Raw genomic sequence first — 20,463 nt, 5'->3', positions numbered from 1 at the left:
AGCGGCCAGGTGCTGCCGGGTGCGCGTCCCGGGCCGACGCGGGGGACCCGGCGAAGGGTGAAGGGCCCCGGCAGGCGGTGCGAACCTGCCGGGGCCCGGCCGTGCCTAGTGCCCGAGGCGGATCACGGTCACCTGGTCCTCGCCGTTCGCGCCGGCGCCCGACTTGTCGACCACGTAGGCGACGCCGTCGGCGACCTCCACGTGGTTGGGGTTGGCGCCGGTGGCCACGGTCTCCTCGACGACGCCCTTGCGCGGGTCGACCACGGTCGCGGTGGCGGCGGTGCGGTTGACCACGACGAGATCGCCCGAGCGGTCGTCGGTGGCGACCGACAGGGTGCCCGCTCCGGTGGCGACCGACCTGGTCACCGTGCCGGTCCGGAGGTCGACGACCGAGACGCCGCCCGCCGTCTGGTCGGCCGTGTACGCCGTGCGGCCGTTCTTCGACAGCGAGATGGAGATCGGCCCGTCACCGGTCGGGATGAGACGCGGGGTGTCGGAGGCGCGGTTCACCTCGATGATCCGGTCGTTGGAGAGGTCCGTGGCGTACACCGTGCCCGTCTTCTCGTCGACGGCGAGACCGGCCGGGCCGGAGCCCTCGACCGTGACGCGCTTCTTCTCGGTGAGCGTCCTGGAGTCGTACGCGACGAGCGTGCCGGCGCTGAACGCGGAGGCCCACACCGTGTTGTGCCTCTCGTCCACGACGATCTCACGGGCGTGCCCGACGTTCGGCAGCGTGGCCAGGTGCGCGCCGGTCCTCTGGCTGTAGACGGCGACGGTGTTGCTGCGGGTGTTGGTCACCCAGACGGTGTTGTGCTCGTCGTCCACGGCCACGCCGTACACGGCCTCACGGGCGCCGGTGGTGGCGTCGAGGACCGGCGGGAGGACGGTCTGCTCGACCGTGAGGGTCTCGGGGTCGACCTTCAGCAGGCTGGTGCTGGTGGCCGCGCGGCCCACGGCGGTGGTCACCCAGAGCGCGTCGTTGCGCTCGGAGTACGCCGACTGGTACTGCCCGGTCGCCAGCGGCAGGGTCGTCGCGGAGAACGCCGTCGAGTGGGCCGACGCGGTCCCCGCCAGCGCCAGGGTGCTGCCGGCGGTGAGAGCCACGGCGGTCGCCGCCGAGGCCAGGGTGCGACGACGGCTGATACGGGTGGTCATGATGGATGTGCTCCCTTGTGTGCAGCGTTGATGATGAGAGATCCGGGGTTCCACCCCGACCGGCACGCAAGGTGCCGGAGCTTGTGGGGGCCTTGACGACCCGTCAGTCGCCGGAACCGGCCGCGGCGGGGCGGCGGCGCACGACGAACAGCGTGGTGGCCGCGGCCCCGGCGGCGCCGCCGGCCGCCGCGGCGGCCGCGGACCAGGCGATGGTGGCGTAGGAGACAGGGGCCTGCACCGAGGCCGCCGCCGCGAGGGTCCTCTCCTCCGTGGGGCCGGGCGCGGTGGTCGACGAGGACGAGGCGGAACCGGTGCCGGCCGCGCCCGTCACGGTGAAGGCGACCTTCAGCGAGGTCGGCGGGTTCGGGGCGAGGAAGCGCAGCCAGTGCGCGCCGTCGGCGGTGTCCGCGGGGACGGTGACGTCACCTTCGTACGAGCCCTGCGCGTCGGCCTTCCACTGGCCGAGGATGTCCTGGTCGTCGAGCTTGACGGTGACGGTCTCGCCGGCCGGGAACTTCGTCACCTCGAAGTGCAGCGTCCCGCCCGCCTGTACCCGACCGGCGGTGATCCCGGCCTTCGCACCGGCCGAGTTGGTGGCGGAGACCGGTTCGCCGGACGCGGCCGGCACGGGCGTCGCGGACGCGCCCGTCGTGCCGTCGTCGTCGCCGGCGGAGGCCGTCGCGGAGGCCGACGAGGACGTGACGGTGAAGGACGCCTTGAGGCTGGTCGCCGGGTTCGGGGCGAGGAAGCGGAGCCAGTGCGCGCCGGCCGGGGCGTCCGAGGGGACGGTGACCGTGCCCGAGAACGCTCCGTCCGAGCCGATGCCGCCCTGCCACTGGCCGATGATCTCGGCGTCGTCCAGCTTGACGGTCAGCTGCTGCCCGGCAGGGAAGCCGGTCACCCGGAAGGAGACCTTGCCGCCGGCGGCGACGCGTGTTCCCGCGGTGAGCGAGACCGACGGGGAGGAAGAGCCGGACGAGCCGGATCCGCCACCGGAAGCCGAGCCGCCGGTGGGGCCCGTGCCGCCCGTGGAGCCCGTGCCACCGGTGGCAGCGCTGCCACCGCTCCCAGAGTCGGTGCCGCCGCTGCCGCCCGTGCCGCTGCCGCCCGTGGCGCCGCCGCTGCCGGCCGCCGCCGTCACCTTGAGGTCGGCCTTGAGGCTGGTCGCCGGGTCCGGGGCCAGGAAGCGCAGCCAGTGGGCGCCGGCCGACGTGGACGCGGGGATCGTCACCGAGCCCGAGAAGGTGCCGTCCGCGGCCACCGCCTGGCCGAACCGGGTGAGGATCGACGTGTCGTCCAGCTTCACCGTGACCGTCTGGCCCTCGACGAACCCGGACAGGCCGAACGCCACCTTGTCGCCCGCCGTGACCGAAGCGCCGCCGGTGAGGCGCACCGCGGGTTCGGCGGTCGGGTCGGGCGAAGGAGAGGGGGAGGAGGACGCCGTGGTCACGGTGAGGTCGGCGCTCCTGACGCTCGTCTGCGGGGCGAGGAACCGCAGCCAGTGCCCGGCGCCGGCGCTGGTGCCCGCCGGAACGGTCACCGCCCCCGTCACGGTCCCGTCGTCGACGATCGTGAACTGCTCGAGCAGGGTCGCGTCGTCGAGCTTCACGCTGAGCGTCCCCCCGGCCGGGAACCCGGCGACGGTGAACGACACCTCGCCGCCCGCCCGGACGGTGTCCGCGCCGAGGGTGACGGCGGGCGAGACCGCGTCGGCGGCGAGCGCCACGAGGGGGGCGGGCCGGCTTCCGGCCACGGGCAGGGCCACGGCCAGCGTGCCGAGCCCGAGGGCGGTTCCGGCGGTGAGCGCGAGCACCCGGCCGCCGATTCTGTGAGAGGTCATGAGAACTGCTCCTGGCAGATGAGAGAGATGTGCCGCACGGCAAGCGGAAAGAGGGGGAAGTTAGGCTTGCCTTATCGAATGAGGGAGTCTGTTGGTATGTCCTGGTCCGCGCCGCCCGAGGGCACCCCGCACCGTCCGCCCCGGCTGCCGCGACCGCACCCGGTTCCGCGTCTCGCACGACCGGCCTGCGCGCTGCCCGGCCCGGACGGCGTCGAGGAGTTCTGGTCCGAGGTCCGCAGGCGCGGCACACCGCTCGTCGGCCCCGACCCGCAGGGCGGCGAGGACCACCGCGCCGTCACCTGGCTGTGGCGCGGCACACCGGCCACCCGGGCCGTGCAGGTCCTGCCGAACAAGCTCGGCGATCCGCGCGCGCCCGAGGACAACCTGATGGAGCGCGTCCCCGGCACCGACGTGTGGCACTGGACGCTCCGCCTGCGCCACGACTGGCGCGGCACCTACGACCTCTACGTCGACGAGGGCGACGGGCCGGACCAGGGCACGCCGGGGAGCCCGGCCCACTGGCAGTGGCTGCGCACCCGCCGCCGCCCGGACCCGTTCAATCCCCGCGCGCTGCCCCATCGTTGGGACGGAACCCCCGTCCCGTACGCGGAACTCCCCGCCGCTCCCCGGGCGGTGGACTGGGAGCCGCGGCCGGACGTGCCCCGGGGCACCGTCACCGAGCACACGGTGCCGAGCACCCTGCTGGGCGGCACCCGTCGGTACCTGCTGTACCGGCCCGCGGGCACCGAGGGCCGGCCGGAGCGGCTTCCGGTGCTGGTGCTGCTCGACGGTGAGCACTGGCAGCCGCGACTCGGTGTGTCCCGGCTCCTCGACACCCTCATCGCCGACGGACGGATCCCGCCCACGGCCGCCGTCCTGCCGGAGGCAGTCGACGAGCCCACCCGCTGGCGTGAACTCGCCTGCCGCCCCGAGTACCTCGGCTTCCTCACGGACGAACTCCTGCCGTGGGCCGCGAAATCGGTCCCCCTGACCGACGACCCGGCGCGCACGGTCATCGCCGGCCAGAGCCTCGGCGGGCTCACCGCCGCCTACGCGGCCCTGGCCGCCCCGCACCGCTTCGGCAACGCCCTGGTGCAGTCCGGATCGTTCTGGTGGCCCGTGGGCCCGGAGCCGGAGTGGCTCACCCGGACCCTGACCGAGGGCCCCCGCCCGTCGGCGCGCCTGTGGCTCTCCTTCGGTGAGCAGGAGTGGGTGGCGCTGCCCGCGGCCCGCCGACTGAGGGACGTCCTCCAGGCCCTCGGCTGTCACGATTCCTCCTACCGGGAGTTCAACGGTGGTCACGACTACCTCTGCTGGCGCACGGAACTGGCCGACGGACTGGTGGAGCTCATGAGTCCAGCTCCTTGAGGCGGGCGGTGAGATGGACGGCGACCTCGTCCAGGTGGCGGTCGGCCATCAACCGAGGGTGGGTGCAGTCCAGGTCGTGGTTGACGATCACGCCGCGCACATGCGGCCGCCACGCCTCCCGGGTCAGCCAGTCCTCGGCGCGCGGCGCGGCGGCCGTGAAGAACAGCAGGTCGCCGTCGAAGACCCGGTGCCGGTGCTCGCGCATCATGCGGGCGTGGTTCGGCACGATGTCGACGATCCGCGAGAGCGTGTGGTCGGTCAGCCCCGCCAGCGGGCTGCCGGCCCGGCGCAGGGTGGCCAGGACGTCCTCGCGGGTCCGCTCGCCTGTGCGGTCGAAGCCCGCCATCCGCAGGACGGCGGTGAGGGCGTCGCCCTCTTCGGGCGCGGGCCGTTCCCGCCACTGCTCGGCCGGGAACGCGTCGAGCAGGGCCAGGAGCTCGACCTCCGCGCCGGCCTCCTGGAGCAGAACGGCCACGGCGTGCGCGAGGATCCCGCCCACCGACCAGCCCAGCAGCCGGTACGGTCCCTGCGGCCGGACCTCCCGGATCAGCCCGGCGTAGTCGGCCGCCTCCTCCAGCAGGGTGGCGGGCAGCGGCTCGTCCCCGGACAGACCGCGCGCCTGGATGCCGTACACCGGCTGGTCGGGTCCGAGGCGCGCGGCGAGCCCCGCGTAGCACCAGGACAGCCCGCCCGCCGGATGGATCGCGAACAGCGGCGCCCGCCCGCCCCGCGCCCGCAGCGGCAGGACGACGTCCAGGGCGTCCCGCGAGGCCGGTCCCGCCGCCTCGATCCGGCCGGCGAGCGCGGCCGGGGTCGGCGCCTCGAAGAGCGAACCGATGGTCAGTTCGGCCGCACACTCCTCCCGGACCCGCGCCACCAGGCGTACCGCGAGGAGCGAGGTGCCGCCCAGATCGAAGAACGCGTCGTCGGGACCGACCTGCCCTACGCCCAGCACCTCCGCGAACAGCCGGGTGAGAACCTCCTCGGACCCGCTCGCCGGGCGCCGTCCCTCGCCTCCCGCCCCGCCCGAGAAGACCGGGGCGGGCAGCTCACGCCGGTCCAGCTTGCCGTTGGGGCTCAGCGGGAACGACTCCAGGACCACCACGGCTGCCGGCACCAGGTGCTCCGGCAGCTCCCGCGCCAGCGCCGCCCGCAGGGCCACGCCGTCGGCGTCCCCGGTGACATAGCCGACCAGCCGGTCCTCCACGACCACCGCGCAGGAACCGTCGACCCCCGGCCGGGCCGCCAACGCGGTCTCCACCTCACCGAGTTCGATGCGCTGCCCGCGCAGCTTGACCTGGTGGTCGGTGCGCCCGAGGTACTCCACCTCGCCGTCGGCACCCCAGCGGGCGAGATCGCCCGTGCGGTACATCCGGCTGCCGGGCGGCCCGAACGGGTCGTCGACGAACCGGGACGCGGTCAGTTCGGGTCGGCCGAGATAGCCGTCCGCCAACTGCCGCCCGGCCAGGAACAGTTCACCCAGGACCCCGGGCGGGCAGGGCTGCCGGGCCGCGTCCAGGACGTACAGCCGGGTGTTCCACACCGGCCGCCCGATCGGCACCGGGCCCGCACCCCGTGGCGCGACGGCGTGGAAACTCACGTCGACGGCGGCCTCGGTCGGTCCGTACAGGTTGTGCAGCCCGACTCCCGGCAGCGCCCGCCCGAAGGCGTTCGCCGTCTCGCGGGGGAGCGCCTCGCCACTGGCGAACACCCGGCGCAGTGTCGCACGGCAGCCGGCCGCGCCCGGCTCGGCCAGGAAGAGCTGGAGCATCGACGGCACGAAGTGGCAGGTGGTGACGGCCTGTTCGCGGATCAGCCGGGCCAGGTACGCCGGGTCCCGGTGTCCGCCGGGCTCGGCCACGACCAGCGTCGCGCCCGTCCGGAGCGGCCAGAAGAACTCCCACACGGACACGTCGAACGAGGAGGGCGTCTTCTGCAGGACCCGGTCACCGGCGTCCAGGGCGTACTCGTGCTGCATCCAGCGCAGCCGGTTGTCGATCGCCCGGTGCGACACGACCACGCCCTTGGGCCGGCCCGTGGAGCCGGAGGTGTAGATGATGTACGCGGGGTGGGCGGGGGTGAGCGCCCGCGCGGGGGTCACGGCCGACTCCGCGGAGAGGTCCAGTACGTCGAGGGACACGACCGGCGTCCTCCCGTCGGGCAGCCGGTCGGCGCGGTCGGCGACGGCGCACACCGGGGAGGCGTCGTCGAGCATGTACGCCAGCCGGGGCGCCGGGTAGTCCGGATCCAGGGGCAGATAGGCGGCACCCGCCTTCAGCACGGCGAGCAGGGAGACGATCAGTTCCGTCGAACGGGGCACCGACACCGCGACCGACGCGCCCGGCCCGGCGCCGAGAGCCTGGAGGCGGTGCGCCAACCGGTTCGCCCTGGCGTCGAGTTCGGCGTAGGTGAGTGACGTGGTGCCGTGGACGAGCGCGGTCGCGTCCGGCGTGCGGGCGACCTGTGCCTCGATGGGCCCGATGAGGGTGGTGGCGGGGACCGGCTGCTCCGTGCGGTTGAACTCCTCCAGGACCAGGGCCCGTTCGGCGGGGGTGGCGATGGTGTGGGCGGCGAGCGGCAGGTGCGGGTCGCTCGTGGCCAGTCGCTCCAGCAGCCGCAGGAACCGCTCCTGGTGGGCGGCGAGATCGGCGTCGTCGTACAGGGCCGGGTTGCCGTCGTGGTCGATGCGCAGGCCGCGGCCGTCGGCGCGGTCGTAGACGTTGACGGTCAGGTCGTCGACCGGGCCGGTGGACAGGTTGCGGGCCCGGGCCGGGGTGCCCGCGAAGTCCACGCCGTAGTCGAAGGGCATGACGTTGACGAGCGGGCCCACCAGGCCCCGGCTCTCGCCGAGCAGCCCCAGATCGCGGCGGATGTCCTCGTACCGGTAGCGCTGGTGGCGGCGCACCTCTCGGATGCCCAGCACGACCTGGCGCACCAGGTCGGCGAGGGCCGCCTCGGGAGTGACGGTCAGCCGCAGCGGCACGACGTTCATCACCATGCCGGGCACCCGCAGCGCCACCGAGCCCATCCTGCCCATCAGCGGCAGCCCCAGCACCACGTCCGACTGCGCGGTCGCCCGCGAGGTGTACAGCGCCTGCGCGGCGATGAGCACGTCCGGCCAGGTCGCCCGCAGCCGGGACGCCACACCACGGAGCGTTTCGGTGACCTCCGGGGAGAGGTGCGCCGTCCGGCGGCGGAACGTCCGTGACGGCAGCGCCCCGCGCCCCGCGAGCCGGGGCGCCTGCGGGCGGTCCCCGAACGCCTGGGTCCAGTACGCGCGGTCCGCCGCGAAGGCCGCCGAGGAACGGTAGGCGGCGTCGTCCGCGACCAGGTCGGCGAGCCGGCCGAAGGAGCGGGCGGGCGGCTCCCCGCCGCGCGCCAGCGCCGAGTACACCTCGGCGGTACGGCGCACCAGCAGGGAGTAGCCGAAGCCGTCCATGACCAGGTGATGGATGCGCTGGTACCACAGCCAGCGCTCCTCGCCGCCGGTCACGCGGAACAGGGCGTGCCGGAACAGCGGCCCGGTCGCGAGGTCGCACCGCCCGGCCAGGTCGGCGCGCATCCACGCCCCGGCCTCTTCCTCGTCGCGGACGTCGAGCACCGTGAGGGTCGGCTCGACGGCGTCCACGACGCGTTGGCGCGGCCCGTCGGGCGTGTCCTCGATCCGCACCCGCAGCGACTCCGCCTCCTCGGCGACCCGCCGCAGCGCATCGGCGAACAGCGCCGGATCGACGGGGCCGTCCAGGTGCAGACACTCGGCGGTGTTCTGGGCGGGGCTGAGCGGGTCCAGGGCCTGCGCGAACCACATGCCCGACTGCGCCGCGGTGAGCGGCAGCACCTCTCCGGTTACGTCCGCGGTGCGGGCAGGGCCGGCGCTCATGCGGTGGCTCCCAGCAGCGCGGCCCACGCCTCGACGGCCGGCCGCTCGGCCAGATCCGCGAAGTCCGCGGTGACGGCGTGCTCGCGGCGCCAGCGCTCCAGGAGGGCCATGATCCGGACCGAGTCCAGGCCGAGGTCGAGGAGGTTGTCGTCGACGGGGATGTCCGCGGGGTCCTCGCCGAGCACGTCGGCGACGTCGGCACGGATCCGTTCCAGGGTCAGGGGCAGCGTGCGGACCTCGTCGAACAGTGCGTCGGTGGTGGTGACGAACGCGCAGCGGCCCGCCGCCCAGCGCAGGGCCATGTCATGGTCCGCGCGGGAGAAGTCGGCCACGGCGTCGGCGACCACGAACGCCTGAATGTCCCGCATCCACGCGTCGCAGGCGCTCGTCAGCACACCGATGTGCGCGTACACGCCGACGATCACGAGCTGGTCGCGGCCGGTGGAGCGCAGCAGCTCCGCCAGCTCGGTCCGCACGAACGCGCTGTACTTCCATTTCGTGAGCACGGTGTCGCCCGGCTCGGGCGCCACCACGCCGGGCACGGCGAGGGCCACCGGGTCGTCCGCCACGCCCGGGCCCCAGAAGTCGAGCTGAAGCCCGCGCTCCTCGGGGCTCTGGCCGCCGCGCTGCACCGAGTAGACGACCGGCACGCCGAGCCCGCGGGCCTCCTTCGTCAGACGGGCGGTGTTGGCGAGCAGACCGGTCAGCGGCTGTTCGTCGGCCGGGAACGCGGAGAGGAAGTGCTGCTGGAGATCGTGCACGAGCAGGACGGCGCGGTCGGGATCGGCTTTCCAGGTCACCCGGTTCGTGGGCAACTCGTGGGCGGACGGCAGCGGATAGGGGGAGACGGCGGGAAGTGCCATGGGAACACGGGCCTTTCAGTGCTGCTCGGCGGAAGACCGCAGCTGCTTCTTGTTGACCTTGCCGACGCCCGTGGTGGGAAAGGCGTCGACGAACTCGACCAGATCGGGGACCTTGTAGGCGGCGACACCGCGCTCACGCACGAACCGCTTCACGGCGGCCGGTTTCAGCGGTTCGGCGTCGGCGCGCAGGATCACGTAGGCGAGGGAACGCTCACCCAGGTACGGGTCGGGGACGGAGACCACCGACACGTCGTGCACCGACGGATGGGCGAGCACGATGTTCTCGATCTCCTCCGGCGCGATCTTCTCGCCGCCCCGGTTGATCTGGTCCTTCGCCCGTCCTTCCACGACGAGATGACCGCTCGGCGTGCGCCGCACGATGTCTCCCGTGCGGTAGAACCCGTCCTCGGTGAACGCCTTCGCGTTGTGCTCGGGCGCCTTCCAGTAACCGCGGATCGTGTAGGGGCCCCGGGTCAACAGCTGCCCGAACTCGCCCTCGGGGACGTCGTGTCCGGCGTCGTCGACGATCCGGACCTCGTCGTCCGGCGAGATCGGCCGGCCCTGTGTGGTGACGACGGTCTCCGGATCGTCGTCCAGGCGTGTGTAGTTGACGAGCCCCTCGGCCATCCCGAAGACCTGCATCAGCCGGCACCCCAGGGCGGGTTCGAGTCGACGGGCCGCCTCGGCGCTGTACTTCGCGCCGCCCACCAGCGTCAGCTCCAGGCTGGACAGGTCGTGCAGGCCCGCGGCGGCGGCCTCCGTCCACACCAGCGCCAGCGGCGGCACCAGCCCCGTCATGGTGATCCGCTCCTGCTCGACCAGCGGGAACGCGGTCGCCGGATCGGGCTTCGGGCACAGCACCGTCGTGCCCCCGGCGTACAGCACCCCCAGCCAACCGGGTGAGCTCATCGGGAAGTTGTGGGCCGCCGGCAGCACGACGAGGAAGCGGGTGTCCGCGTCCACACCGCAGATCTCGTTCGATCCCCGGAGCGAGTACAGGTAGTCGTCGTGGGTGCGGGGGATGAGCTTGGGCACCCCCGTCGTACCGCCGGAGAGCTGAAGGAACGCCAGCTCGTGCGGCCGGGGTCCGTCCGGCTGCCCGTCCGGCGCGCACGGCACCTCGGACAGCGGGGTGTGCTCGCCCGGCTCCCCGGCCACGAACACGTGCCGCAGCGCCGGGGCCGCCCTCCGTACCCGGGAGGCGAGTTCCCGGTGGTCGAAGCCGGCGTGGGTGTCGGGGACGACGTACGCCACGGCCTCGGTGAAGGAGCAGAACCAGAAGATCTCCGTGTACCGGTGTGCGGGCAGCGCGTACACCGGCAGCGCGCCGATCCGGAAGAGCGCGAACACCACCTCGACGAACTCGCCGACGTTCGGCAGCTGGACGACCACCCGGTCACCCCGGCCGATCCCGCGCGCCGCGAACCCGGCGGCCAGCCGGTCGGCGCGCTCGTCGAGCTCCCGGTAGCTCCAGGTGCGGCGCTGCGGGGCGGGGTCGACGAGGGCGACGCGGTCGGGGTGCGCGGCGGCCCGGGCCCGCAGTACGCCGCCGAAGGTCTGCCCTCGCCAGTGGCCCGCGGCCCGGTAGCGTGCCGCGAACGCGGCGGGCCAGGTGGGGGCGTCCACGCCCGGGGTGAGGGTCACAGCCCGGCCCCCACGGCGTGCAGGAAGGTGCGGAACTTGGCGGCGGTCTCCGCCGTCTCGGCCTCCGGCGTCGACTCGGCGACGACGCCGGCGCCCGCGAACAACCGCAGCGTGCGGCCCTCGGCCTCGGCGCAGCGGATCGTCACGACCCACTCGCCGTCGCCGTCCGCGTCCTGCCACCCCACCATGCCCGTGTACGGGCCCCGGTCGAACGGCTCGGAGGCGGCGATCACCGCGCGGGCCACGTCCGTCGGCGTACCGCACACGGCGGGCGTGGGGTGCAGCGCCGACGCCAGGTCCAGCGCGGTCACGGCCGGGTCGCGGAGCTCTCCGGTGACCGTCGTCGACAGGTGCCACAACGCGGCGGTGCGCACCAGCGTGGGCCGGGTCGGCACCTCCAGACGGGTGCAGAACGGCGCGAGCGCCTCCTGCACGGCGGTCACGACGACGGCGTGCTCGTGCAGGTCCTTCGGGGAGTCCAGGAGCGCCGCCGCCCGGCGCACGTCCTCGGCGAGGTCGGTGCTGCGGGGTGTGCTGCCCGCGAGGGGGTTGGCGGTGAGCAGGTTGCCGCGGCGGGAGACGAGGAGCTCGGGGCTGGCGCCGACGAGGGTGCGGCCGGGGCCGCTCGGCACGGCGAAGGAGTAGCCGTCCGGGTCGCGTCGGGCGAGCCGGCGCAGCATGGCCGGCAGGTCCGGCTCGCGCGAGGAGGCCAGTTCCAGGGTGCGGGCGAGGACGACCTTGTCGAACTCGCCGGCCCGCATCCGCGCCACGGCCGTGGCGACCGCCTCGCCGTACCGCTCGGGCGAGGGCACCTCCCGCACCTGCCAGTCCGGCCGGTGCTCGTCGCGGGGCACCGGCAGCGCGACCAGCGGGTCCTCGCGCAGCGGCGGCGCCCAGTGCACCATGTCCGGCACCGCGAGCGCGGGCGGGGCGTCGGGGGCGAAGGGCAGCGAGCCCATGACGACCGGCGGCGGGGCGTCCGGCCGGCGCAGCGCGTCGAGGACGTCCTGGACGCGCTGCGCGAGCGGGCTCGTGCCGTGGGGTATCCCGGCGGCGCTGCCGCGGCCCAGCAGGGTGTGCCGGGGTGAGGCGAGGAAACGGTCCGTGGCGGGCCGGTAGGCCTCCAGGAGGGCCGTGGCCGCGCCGGGGGACAGGAGAGAGGGGGCGGGGTGGTCACGCAGTGAGGCAGACATGGTGTGTCTCCAGTGGGGGACGTGCGGGCGGGATCAGGCCCGGAGGGTGGCGCCGCCGTCCACGTACAGGTCGTGCATGGTGATGTGCCGGGCGCGGTCGGAGACCAGGAACACGACGGCGTCGGCGACGTCGGCCGGTTCGGCGATGCGGCCCAGCGGGATGCCGGTGCGGTGGGTGGCGAGGTCGCCCTCGACGACGCGCCGGGCCGCGGCCTCGGTGTCGCCGTTCCACAGGGCGCGCTGCATGTCGGTGAGGGTCGAGCCGGGGGAGACCGTGTTGCAGCGCACGCCCCGCGCGGCCACCTCCAGGCCCAGGCATTTGGTGAACATGACGGCGGCGGCCTTCGAGGCGGCGTAGGCGGCCATGCCCGCGCGGGGGACACCGGCCGCGTTGGAGGCGACGGTGACGATGCTGCCCGCGCCGCGTCCGGTCATCCGGCGGGCGGCCGCGCGCGAGACGTGGAAGACACCGTTCGTGTTGACCGCGAAGGTCGCCGTCCAGTCCTCCTCGGTGAGGTCCACGACCTGCGAACTCCGCAGGATCCCGGCCACGTTGACGACGATGTCCAGTGGCCCGGCCTCCTGTTCCGCCGTGTCGACCAGGGCCTCCACCGCCGCCGCGTCGGTGACGTCCAGCGCGCGGGCGGTCACCCGGCCCGGGTACCTCGCGGTGAGCGAACGCACCCCGTCCGGGTCCAGGTCGGTGGCCAGGACCCGGGCGCCCTCCTCGACGAGGGCGGCGGCCACGGCGGCCCCGATGCCCCGGCCGGCGCCCGTCACCAGGGCGAACCGGCCGTTCAGCCCGGCGCTCACGAGGTGAGCGCCTCGGTGAGGTCGGCCAGGACGATCCCGGCCGCCAGCGGGCCGCCCGCGCTGTTCCACGCCGAGCCCTGGACGACCACGACCTGGCCGGCCTGCTCGGCCTTCAGCCGGCCGAAGTTGGGCACCTTCTTCGCCTCGGCGTACGCCTTGTCGCCGTCCGCCCGGTCCCCGAGGGTGCCGAAGAACAGCCAGTCCCCGTCGACGGTGGACAGTTTCTCCAGGCTCACCGGCTCGCTGTGTCCGGCGCTAGCGCCCTGCTGGTCCGCCGGGCGCGTCAGCCCCAGGGAGGTCAGCGTGGAGCCCACGTGGCCGACGCCCTTGCCCACCACGGAGGGTGCCCCGTTCTGCCAGCGCACCACGCTGACGACGGCGCCCGCGTTCGTGCCGAGTTTCGCCTTGGCGGCGGCCACGTCGGCGTCGAAGCCGGTGAGGATCCGCTCGGCGTCGGCCTTCTTGTTGAGGGCGTCGGCGGTCGCGGTGAACGCCTTCTTCCAGTCCTCGTTCAGTGCGGCGGTGACCACGGTCGGGGCGATGGCCTGGAGCTTGGAGACCTCGCTCTTCACGGCCGTCGTCTCGTCGAGGAGGATCAGGTCGGGTCGCAGCGCGGCCACCTTCTCCAGGTCGGCCTCGGCGACGGTGGCGACCACCTGCGCCTCGGCTGCCTTGTCGGCGAGATAGGTGGAGACGCCCTGCTGTCCGCGTCCGGCGGTGGCGCCGACGGGCTCGATCCCCAGGGCCAGCGCCGCGTCCAGGGTGGGCTCGCTGAGCGCGACGACCTTCGTCGGCGCGGCCGGCACCTCGACCTTGCGGCCGGTCGCGTCGGTGATCGCGCGGGTGCCCGCCGCCGCGTCGCCGGTGCCTGCGTCCTTCCCGTCGTCACCGCAGCCGGACAGGAGGAGGGCTCCCGTCACGACGGCGGCGGCGGACGCCAGGACCGTCCGGCGGGAGGTACGTGCAGAGGACATCGGATGAGCTCCTTGAAGACGAAGACGAAGACGAAGACGAGACGAAGACGACGAGACGAAGGAGAAGCGGAAGGGGAGTCAGGCGCCGAGCAGCCGCACCAGGCCGTCGGCCAGCGCGCCGTGCCAACAGGCGTAGTCGTGGCCGCCGTTGTACTCGGCGTAGGTGATCCGGTGGCCTGCCCGGCGCAGCGCCCGGTACAGGGCGCGGCTGTGGTCGACCATCGGGCCCTCGTGCAGGCCGACGTCCAGGTGGACGGCGACCGACCGTGGGCCCGAGGCGGCGTACCGTGAGACCAGCCAGGGCACGCCGAACACCGGGGGTTTGGGACCCCGGGGCGGCGGCAGACCGGGCCGCCACCACAGGGAGGCGGACTGGGCGAGGACGTTGCCGAAGCGCTCCGGCCGCCGGTACGCGGCGTGCAGCGCCGTGATCGCGCCCAGGCTCTGGCCCGCGACGACGGTCTGAGCCGGGTCGGTGGTGAGCGGCCAGCGGCCCGCCGCCCAGGGCAGCAGTTCGTCCGCGAGGAAGGTCACGAACGGTTCCCGCGCTCCCAGTTCGCGCCAGCGGGCGTCCCGGTCCACCGCGTCCGGGGCGAGCACGGCGAGCGGGGGCAGCGTCCCGTCGGCGACGAGCGCGTCGAGCGTGTGGCCGAGGCCGAGCCGGCCGAACCACATGTCGCCGTCGCACAGCACCAGCACGGGCAGCGGGGACCGGTCCCCGCCGCCGTGTCCCGGCGGCAGGTACACCCAGGTGTCGCGGTCGCCGCCGAGCGCCGGGGCGCTCACCCGGTGCCGTTCCACCCGTCCCTCCGGTCCACCGCCCGGCTGTTCGGCCCAGGGCAGGGGCGGTGCGTCGGGCAGGGCGAAGACGGAGCCGTCCGGCCCGTTCCAACGGGTCGGCACCCGCCGCCGGTTGAGCGGGTCCGCGGCCGCGTGCACGGACAGCGACCGCAGCCGCTGCTGCAACCGGCCCGGATCCGTGGGCGGTTCCTTGGCCGAGACGTCGGCCGCCATCCGGTAGGAGCCCCGGTGGTCGGCCCGCAGCCGCAGCCCGAGGTGCCAGACGTCGGTGCCGGGCACGTGCTCCAGCAGCGCGTCGGCGAGCCGGTCGCGGTCGACGATGCGGTTGGCGTGGAGCAGCACCTGACGGGTGGTCCGGTGTCCGCGCCACAGAAAGGTCACCGTCCGGTGTCCGGGCCACCCGTCGAGCTCCTCCACGAGCGGGGTGCCGAGCTGTTCGGCCTCGCTCCAGAAGGCGGTCGTCAGCGCCGTCCGCCGTACCGCGTCGGCGGGTTCCAGGCGCTCGAGGTCCTCCAGGAGCCGCGCTACGCGCGGGCCGGTGACGCGCACCGGCTGTACGGAGTCGTGGGTGCTCCCCGGTGCGGCGGCGAGGTGCAGGACTGGTGGTGGGCCCGCGTTCATCTCGGTCCTCCGGACATTTCTCCCCCTCGTTCTTCGCCCCGAATCAGGCCAACAGGCTTGTGTCCAGGGGCAGTCGGGCATACGACAGCACTCGGTCGACAAAATCGTCAACAACCATGGTTAGGTTAGCCTAAGCTAAGCACATGTTCGTTGGATCGCACCCCCGCGCCGGAAGAAAACGGCCCCCCCTGCGCACCGCGGGACTACTGCTGGGCCTGGCGCTGCTGCTCGCGGCGGCCGTCCTCTCGCTGGCCGTGGGCACCCGGCAGATACCGCTTCATCAGGTCTGGTCCGGCCTGTTCGCCCCCACCGGCACCGAGAACGACGCGATCGTGCGGGACCTGCGTCTCCCGCGCACGCTGGCCGGCGTGGCCGTCGGGGCGGCCCTGGGGCTCGGCGGCGGTCTCATGCAGACCCTGACCCGCAACCCCCTCGCCGACCCCGGCCTCCTCGGTGTCAACGCGGGCGCCGCGGCCGCCGTGGTCACCGCGATCAGCGTCCTCGGCATCACCTCGTTCACCGGCTACCTGTGGTTCGCGCTGGCCGGCGCCGCCCTCGCCGCCACCGCCGTCCAGGCCCTCGGCGGCGGCCGGTACGCGACCCCCGTACGCCTCGCCCTCGCCGGAACCGCCGTCAACGCGGCCCTGTTCGGCTACGTCAACGGACTCCAGCAGTGGGATCTGGGCGCCCTGGACGAGATGCGGTACTGGGCCGTCGGCACCCTCGCCAAACGGGATGCCGACCTGCTGCTCTCGGTGCTGCCGCTGCTCGTGGCCGGAGCCGCACTCGCGCTCGCCCTGGCCCGCCCGCTCGGCGCCCTCGCCCTGGGTGACGACCACGCCCGCGCCCTCGGCACCCGGGTGCGCCGCACCCGCGTGCTGTCCGTCGTCGCCATCACGCTGCTGTGCGGCGGCGCGACCGCCCTGTGCGGCCCGATCGGCTTCGTCGGGCTGATGATCCCGCACGCGGCCCGCGCCTTCTGCGGCCCCGACCCGCGGTGGCTCCTGCCGTACTGCGCGCTCTACGCGCCCGTCCTGCTCCTCGTCTCCGACGTGCTCGGCCGGATCGTCGCGGCGCCCTCGGAGATCGAGGTCGGCACGGTCACCGCGTTCCTCGGCGGCCTGCTCTTCATCCACCTGGTCCGGCGGCGGAAGGCGACCCAGCTGTGAGCCTGCTCGAAGACCGCGCCGCCGCGGGCGTGCTGCGCACCGGCCGCTGGTCCCTGCGCTGGGCCCGCCGCACGTTGCTGACCTGCTCCGTGACCGCTCTGCTCGCCGCGTGCACGCTGGTGCTCGCCCTCGGTACGGGCAGCTACCGGCTCACCCCGGCGGAGGTGCTCGACACCCTCGCGGGCGGCGGCCCGCCCGGCGCCGGGTTCATCGTGACGGACCTGCGGCTGCCCCGGGCCCTGGTGGCCCTGCTGGTCGGTTTCGGGATGGGCCTGGCGGGAGCGGTGTTCCAGTCGCTCACCCGTAACCCGCTCGGCAGTCCGGACGTCATCGGCTTCGGCAACGGCGCCTCGGCCGGCGCGCTCGTCGCGATCATCCTCTTCGACGCCGGCGGACCGCAGACGGCGCTCGGCGCCGTGTGCGGCGGCCTCGCCACCGCCGCGGCCGTCTACCTCCTCGCCTGGCGGCGGGGTGTGCACGGCTACCGGCTCGTCCTCGTCGGCATCGGCGCCTCCGCCGTGCTGGGCTCGGCGACCAGCTTCCTGTACGTGCGCGCCGACATCGGCAAGGCCGCGCAGGCGGCGAGCTGGATGATCGGCTCGCTCAACGCCCGCGACTGGACCGACGTCCGCATCGCCGCCCTCGGCCTGGTCCCGCTCGTCCCGCTCGTCCTGGTGTACGCCCGGCGGCTGACCCTTCTGGAGATGGGTGACGACACCGCGGCCGCGCTCGGCGTGCCCCCGGAAAGCAGTCGGCTGGTCCTGCTGTGCGCCGGTACGGGCCTCACGGCGATGGCGGTCGCCGCGGCCGGTCCGATCCCGTTCGTGGCGATGGCCGCCCCGCAGCTCGCGCGCCGGGTCACGCGCGCCGCGGGGCCCAACCTCCTGCCCGCCGCGTGGACCGGCGCCCTGCTGGTCTCCGCGGCCGATCTCGCCATCCAGCGCGTCACCGGCTCGGCGCTGCTGCCGGTCGGCGTGGTGACGGGCGTGGCGGGCGGCGCGTACCTGGCGTGGCTGCTCAGAGGGGAGCGTCGCGCGGGCCGGACATGAGCCGGGGCATACCGCCGGGTATGGGTGACCGCGTACCATCCGGATACGGCAGGGGTGGCGTACGCGGGTCGTCCCTCCGCAGTAGGCGCGGTACACGTACGCAGTAACTTACTTGAGTTACGCAACAAGATGGTAAAGTGGGTCGCATGTCCACCGAACCGTTGCCGTTGCCTTCCACCGCGACCCCGGAAGTGATCGAGATCGAGCGCGCGCTCACTCGCATCACCTACCTGAGCACCCGCGCCCGCCAGCACGACCGGCTGATGACACTGGCCGGCGTCCCCCTGGACCGCGCCGCCGTGGCGCTGCTGCGGCAGGTCGCCGACTCCGAGCCGCTGCGGCCGGGGGAACTGGCGCAGCGGCTGGGCGTGGAGGCCTCCCATGTGACCCGCACGGTGCAGCAGCTCCAGAAGTCCGGGTACGTCACCCGGGTCCCCGACCCCGACGACGGCCGGGCCCAGCGGATCCAGCTCACCGAGGCCGGCCGCGCGGCCGTCGGCCGGGTCCGGGACGCGGGCGCCCGGGGCATGCAGCTGGCGCTGGCCGACTGGTCCCCGGACGAGCTCGGGCAGCTCGCCACGCTCTTCCACCGCATGGTCGACGACTTCCTCTCCCACTCCATCGAGGACGAGACCGAGCAGCCGGCCGCGGCCCCGCGCGCCTGACCCTCAGGACGCGCCTGACCAGCGGGCGCGGGAGCCGGCCACGGGCGACGGAGCGGTGGCGGGGACCGGCTCGCGCAGCCCGCGCAGCAGGAACCAGGCCACCACCGGCGGTATCAGCAGGGGGAGCAGAGCCGTCCGCAGGGACGTGGCGTCCGCGAGCGCGCCCAGGGCCGGCGCGGTCGCACCCCCGACGCTGACCGCCAGCCCCAGGGTGACGCCGCTCGCGGTGCCCATGCGGCGGGGCAGACAGTCCTGGCCCAGCGTCACATGCAGCGAGAACGGCACGTACAGGCCGGCCGAGGCGAGCGCGACGAACAGGTACAGGGGCGGGCCCGGGACCAGGACCACGCCGGTCACCGCGAGCACCGTCACGGCGTACGAGTGCCGCACGACCCGGAGCCGTCCCCAGCGCCCGGCGAGCCGGCTACCTGCCAGTGTCCCCACGGCGCCGCCCGCGTAGAGCACGCACAGCGCGGCCGTTCCCGCCGCCGCCCCGCCTCCCGTGCGGGCACGGACGTACAGCGAGACGAACGTGCTCAGGCCGACGAAGACGACCGAGCGGCACACCACGGCACACGAAAGACGCAGGAACGCCGGCCAGTCGTCCCGGCCCGCCCCCTCCGCCTCCTCCGGCCCGTCGGCCGTCACCGGGGCGGACCCGGCCCGGCCGGCCGCCGAGCGCACCGCGGCCGCACACAGTGCCACGCCCGCCAGGGCCGGCAGCCCCAGCAGCGGCGAGGCGCGCAGACCCCAGGTCGCGACGACGGCCGCGACCAGCGGCGGGGCGAGCGCGAAGCCGACGTTGCCGCCGAGCACGAACCAGCCCATCGCCGTGTGGCGGCCGTCCGAGGCGGCCCGCGCCGCCCGCGCGGCCTCGGGGTGGTAGGCGGCGACCCCGATCCCGGACACGGCCACCGCCGCCAGCGTGAGCGGGTACGAGCCGCCGATCCCGCTGACGGCGATCCCCGCACCGGAGGCCGCCGCCGCGAGCGGCAGCAGCCACGGCATCGCGAACCGGTCGGTCAGCACGCCGAACAGCGGCTGCGTCACCGACGACAGCAAGGAGGCCGCCAGGACGATCCCCGAGGCAGCGGCGTAGGAGTAGGCACGCTCGGCGACGAAGAAGGGGACCAGCGCGGCCACGGCCCCCTGGTACACGTCCACGCAGGCGTGGGCCAGCGACATCAGGGTGATGGATCGGCTTTTCGGCACGCTGCGATCGTCACGGCCCCGGTGTCTGTCGCGCTTCCGATAATCTGCCGCCTTGTGCCGCACATCCGCCACACACCGACCGCGCCCACCCGGGTCCAGGCGCTGGCCGCGGGCCGGCGCATCGACGCGCACCGGCACGACGACCACCAGATCGTCTACGCGGGCTCGGGTGTCCTGGCCGTCACGACCGACGCCGGCACCTGGTTCGCACCCGGCACCCGCGCGCTGTGGGTGCCCGCAGGAACCACGCACGCGCACCGGGCGTACGGCCGGCTCGACCTGCACCTGGTGGGCCTGCCGGCCGACGACAACCCGCTCGGTCTGGACGCGCCGACCGTCCTCGCCGTCAGCCCGCTGCTGCGGGAGCTGATCCTCGCCTACACCCGGGCCCCGGACGCCCCGAGCCCCGAACGCGACCGCCTGCTCGCCGTGCTGCGCGACCAGCTGCGTGCCTCCCCGCAGCAGCCGGCCCGACTGCCCACCGCCGCCGACCCCCGGCTGGCCGAGGTCTGCGCCCTCGTCCACGCCGACCCCTCCGACCAGCGCACCCTCGCCGCCCTCGGCGCCGCCACCGGTACCGGCGAACGCACCCTGAGCCGCCTCTTCCGCCGCGAGTTCGGCATGACCTTCCCCCAGTGGCGCACCCAGTCCCGGCTCTACCACGCCCTGCGTCTGCTGGCCGACGGCACGCCCGTCACGACGGTCGCCCACCGCTGCGGCTGGTCCTCCGCCAGCGCCTTCATCGACGTGTTCCGCAGGGCGTACGGGTACACCCCCGGCCGGCATCACGGGCAGGCCCGGGACCGGGCCTAGACGCGCACGAAACCGCCGGTCCGCGCGTCCTCGTCGAGGGTGTGCTCGTCGATGACGAAACAGTCCGGCTCGTCCGGCGAAGCCCGGCAGCAGCCGGGCGCGGCGCCTGCGCTCCGCCGCCGTCTCGGAGGTGGAGTACACGCCTAGCAGCTTGGCGTCGTCGCCGTCCTCCTCGTCGACGTGCACCGTCTCCCCGTCGAGGTGCAGGGTCGATCCGCCTTCACCGGCTTCGTTCCGGTGCCCGACGTGCCACAGCAGACAGACGCCGTACCGGCAGGCTTTCGCCGACCGCCGCCAACCACGATGCGCCCCGGCCGAGTTGGGGGAGCCCCGCTCCGGGGTCCCGCCTCGCGACCCCGCCGCCGGAGTTCCGCTTACCCTCCAGTAATGTCGGGCGCCAGGT

General features: G+C 74.3%; 15 protein-coding genes and 1 pseudogene. 5 read left to right on the top strand and 11 right to left on the bottom strand.

Annotation, left to right across the window (positions count from 1 at the left end; all coding sequences use genetic code 11):
- Window positions 1-105: 105 nt before the first annotated feature.
- Together OG736_RS03775 and OG736_RS03770 are read right to left on the bottom strand one after the other, a co-directional pair.
- Window positions 106-1,155: a YncE family protein gene (locus OG736_RS03775; protein ID WP_327181134.1), complete on the bottom strand. Its 1,050-nt coding sequence runs from the start codon at window positions 1,153-1,155 to the stop codon at window positions 106-108.
- 103 nt (window positions 1,156-1,258) lie between these two features.
- Entirely contained in the window at window positions 1,259-2,995 is a 1,737-nt protein-coding gene (locus OG736_RS03770) for a hypothetical protein (protein WP_327181133.1), read from the bottom strand.
- A gap of 96 nt (window positions 2,996-3,091) precedes the next feature.
- Between OG736_RS03770 and fes (OG736_RS03765) the strand changes: the two genes are divergently transcribed.
- Window positions 3,092-4,363, top strand: coding sequence for an enterochelin esterase (fes, locus tag OG736_RS03765; RefSeq protein WP_327181132.1), 1,272 nt, complete (start codon window positions 3,092-3,094; stop codon window positions 4,361-4,363).
- On the opposite strand, the gene OG736_RS03760 is transcribed toward fes (OG736_RS03765), so the two are convergent.
- From OG736_RS03760 to fes (OG736_RS03725), 8 genes and pseudogenes are all read right to left on the bottom strand, one after another.
- Window positions 4,344-8,243 (bottom strand): non-ribosomal peptide synthetase, encoded by a 3,900-nt coding sequence (locus OG736_RS03760; protein WP_327181131.1) that lies wholly within the window; start codon window positions 8,241-8,243, stop codon window positions 4,344-4,346. The two genes, fes (OG736_RS03765) and OG736_RS03760, sit on opposite strands and share 20 nt — an antisense overlap.
- Window positions 8,240-8,428 (bottom strand): phosphopantetheine-binding protein, encoded by a 189-nt coding sequence (locus tag OG736_RS03755; RefSeq protein ID WP_442817154.1) that lies wholly within the window; start codon window positions 8,426-8,428, stop codon window positions 8,240-8,242. The genes OG736_RS03760 and OG736_RS03755 overlap by 4 nt, the downstream gene beginning before the upstream one ends.
- 48 nt (window positions 8,429-8,476) lie before the next feature.
- Window positions 8,477-9,106, bottom strand: a pseudogene (locus tag OG736_RS03750) (isochorismatase family protein); the annotation flags it as partial.
- A gap of 15 nt (window positions 9,107-9,121) precedes the next feature.
- The gene (locus tag OG736_RS03745) at window positions 9,122-10,750 is read right to left on the bottom strand and encodes a (2,3-dihydroxybenzoyl)adenylate synthase (protein ID WP_327181130.1); all 1,629 of its coding nucleotides are present in this window, start codon (window positions 10,748-10,750) and stop codon (window positions 9,122-9,124) included.
- Window positions 10,747-11,943 carry an isochorismate synthase gene (locus tag OG736_RS03740; RefSeq protein ID WP_327181129.1) on the bottom strand — a complete coding sequence of 399 codons (1,197 nt, stop codon included), beginning with the start codon at window positions 11,941-11,943 and terminating at the stop codon, window positions 10,747-10,749. The genes OG736_RS03745 and OG736_RS03740 overlap by 4 nt, the downstream gene beginning before the upstream one ends.
- A gap of 33 nt (window positions 11,944-11,976) precedes the next feature.
- Window positions 11,977-12,756 (bottom strand): 2,3-dihydro-2,3-dihydroxybenzoate dehydrogenase, encoded by a 780-nt coding sequence (locus OG736_RS03735; RefSeq protein WP_327181128.1) that lies wholly within the window; start codon window positions 12,754-12,756, stop codon window positions 11,977-11,979.
- Window positions 12,753-13,730, bottom strand: a complete 978-nt coding sequence (locus OG736_RS03730) for an ABC transporter substrate-binding protein (protein ID WP_327181127.1) — start codon at window positions 13,728-13,730, stop codon at window positions 12,753-12,755. Before OG736_RS03730 ends, OG736_RS03735 begins: the two co-directional genes overlap by 4 nt.
- Window positions 13,731-13,808: 78 nt before the next feature.
- On the bottom strand, window positions 13,809-15,152 hold the full coding sequence (gene fes, locus OG736_RS03725; protein WP_327181126.1) for an enterochelin esterase: 1,344 nt from the start codon (window positions 15,150-15,152) through the stop codon (window positions 13,809-13,811).
- Between the two features lie 143 nt (window positions 15,153-15,295).
- On the opposite strand from fes (OG736_RS03725), the gene OG736_RS03720 reads away from it, so the two are divergent.
- The 3 genes from OG736_RS03720 (at window position 15,296) to OG736_RS03710 (ending at window position 18,035) form a co-directional block, all read left to right on the top strand.
- Window positions 15,296-16,321, top strand: coding sequence for a FecCD family ABC transporter permease (locus OG736_RS03720; RefSeq protein ID WP_327181125.1), 1,026 nt, complete (start codon window positions 15,296-15,298; stop codon window positions 16,319-16,321).
- Window positions 16,318-17,370 carry a FecCD family ABC transporter permease gene (locus OG736_RS03715; protein ID WP_327181124.1) on the top strand — a complete coding sequence of 351 codons (1,053 nt, stop codon included), beginning with the start codon at window positions 16,318-16,320 and terminating at the stop codon, window positions 17,368-17,370. Before OG736_RS03720 ends, OG736_RS03715 begins: the two co-directional genes overlap by 4 nt.
- Window positions 17,371-17,516: 146 nt before the next feature.
- Window positions 17,517-18,035, top strand: coding sequence for a MarR family winged helix-turn-helix transcriptional regulator (locus OG736_RS03710; RefSeq protein WP_142268647.1), 519 nt, complete (start codon window positions 17,517-17,519; stop codon window positions 18,033-18,035).
- Between the two features lie 3 nt (window positions 18,036-18,038).
- Here the strand turns inward: OG736_RS03710 and OG736_RS03705 are convergent, their stop codons facing one another.
- Entirely contained in the window at window positions 18,039-19,220 is a 1,182-nt protein-coding gene (locus OG736_RS03705; RefSeq protein ID WP_327187505.1) for an MFS transporter, read from the bottom strand.
- 81 nt (window positions 19,221-19,301) lie between these two features.
- On the opposite strand from OG736_RS03705, the gene OG736_RS03700 reads away from it, so the two are divergent.
- Window positions 19,302-20,060 (top strand): AraC family transcriptional regulator, encoded by a 759-nt coding sequence (locus OG736_RS03700; RefSeq protein WP_327181123.1) that lies wholly within the window; start codon window positions 19,302-19,304, stop codon window positions 20,058-20,060.
- The last annotated feature ends 403 nt before the right edge of the window (window positions 20,061-20,463 follow it).

Origin of the sequence: Streptomyces sp. NBC_01334, assembly GCF_035983595.1 — a bacterium.
GTDB lineage: Bacteria > Actinomycetota > Actinomycetes > Streptomycetales > Streptomycetaceae > Streptomyces > Streptomyces coriariae.
This window is presented reverse-complemented; position numbering and strand designations above follow the sequence as displayed.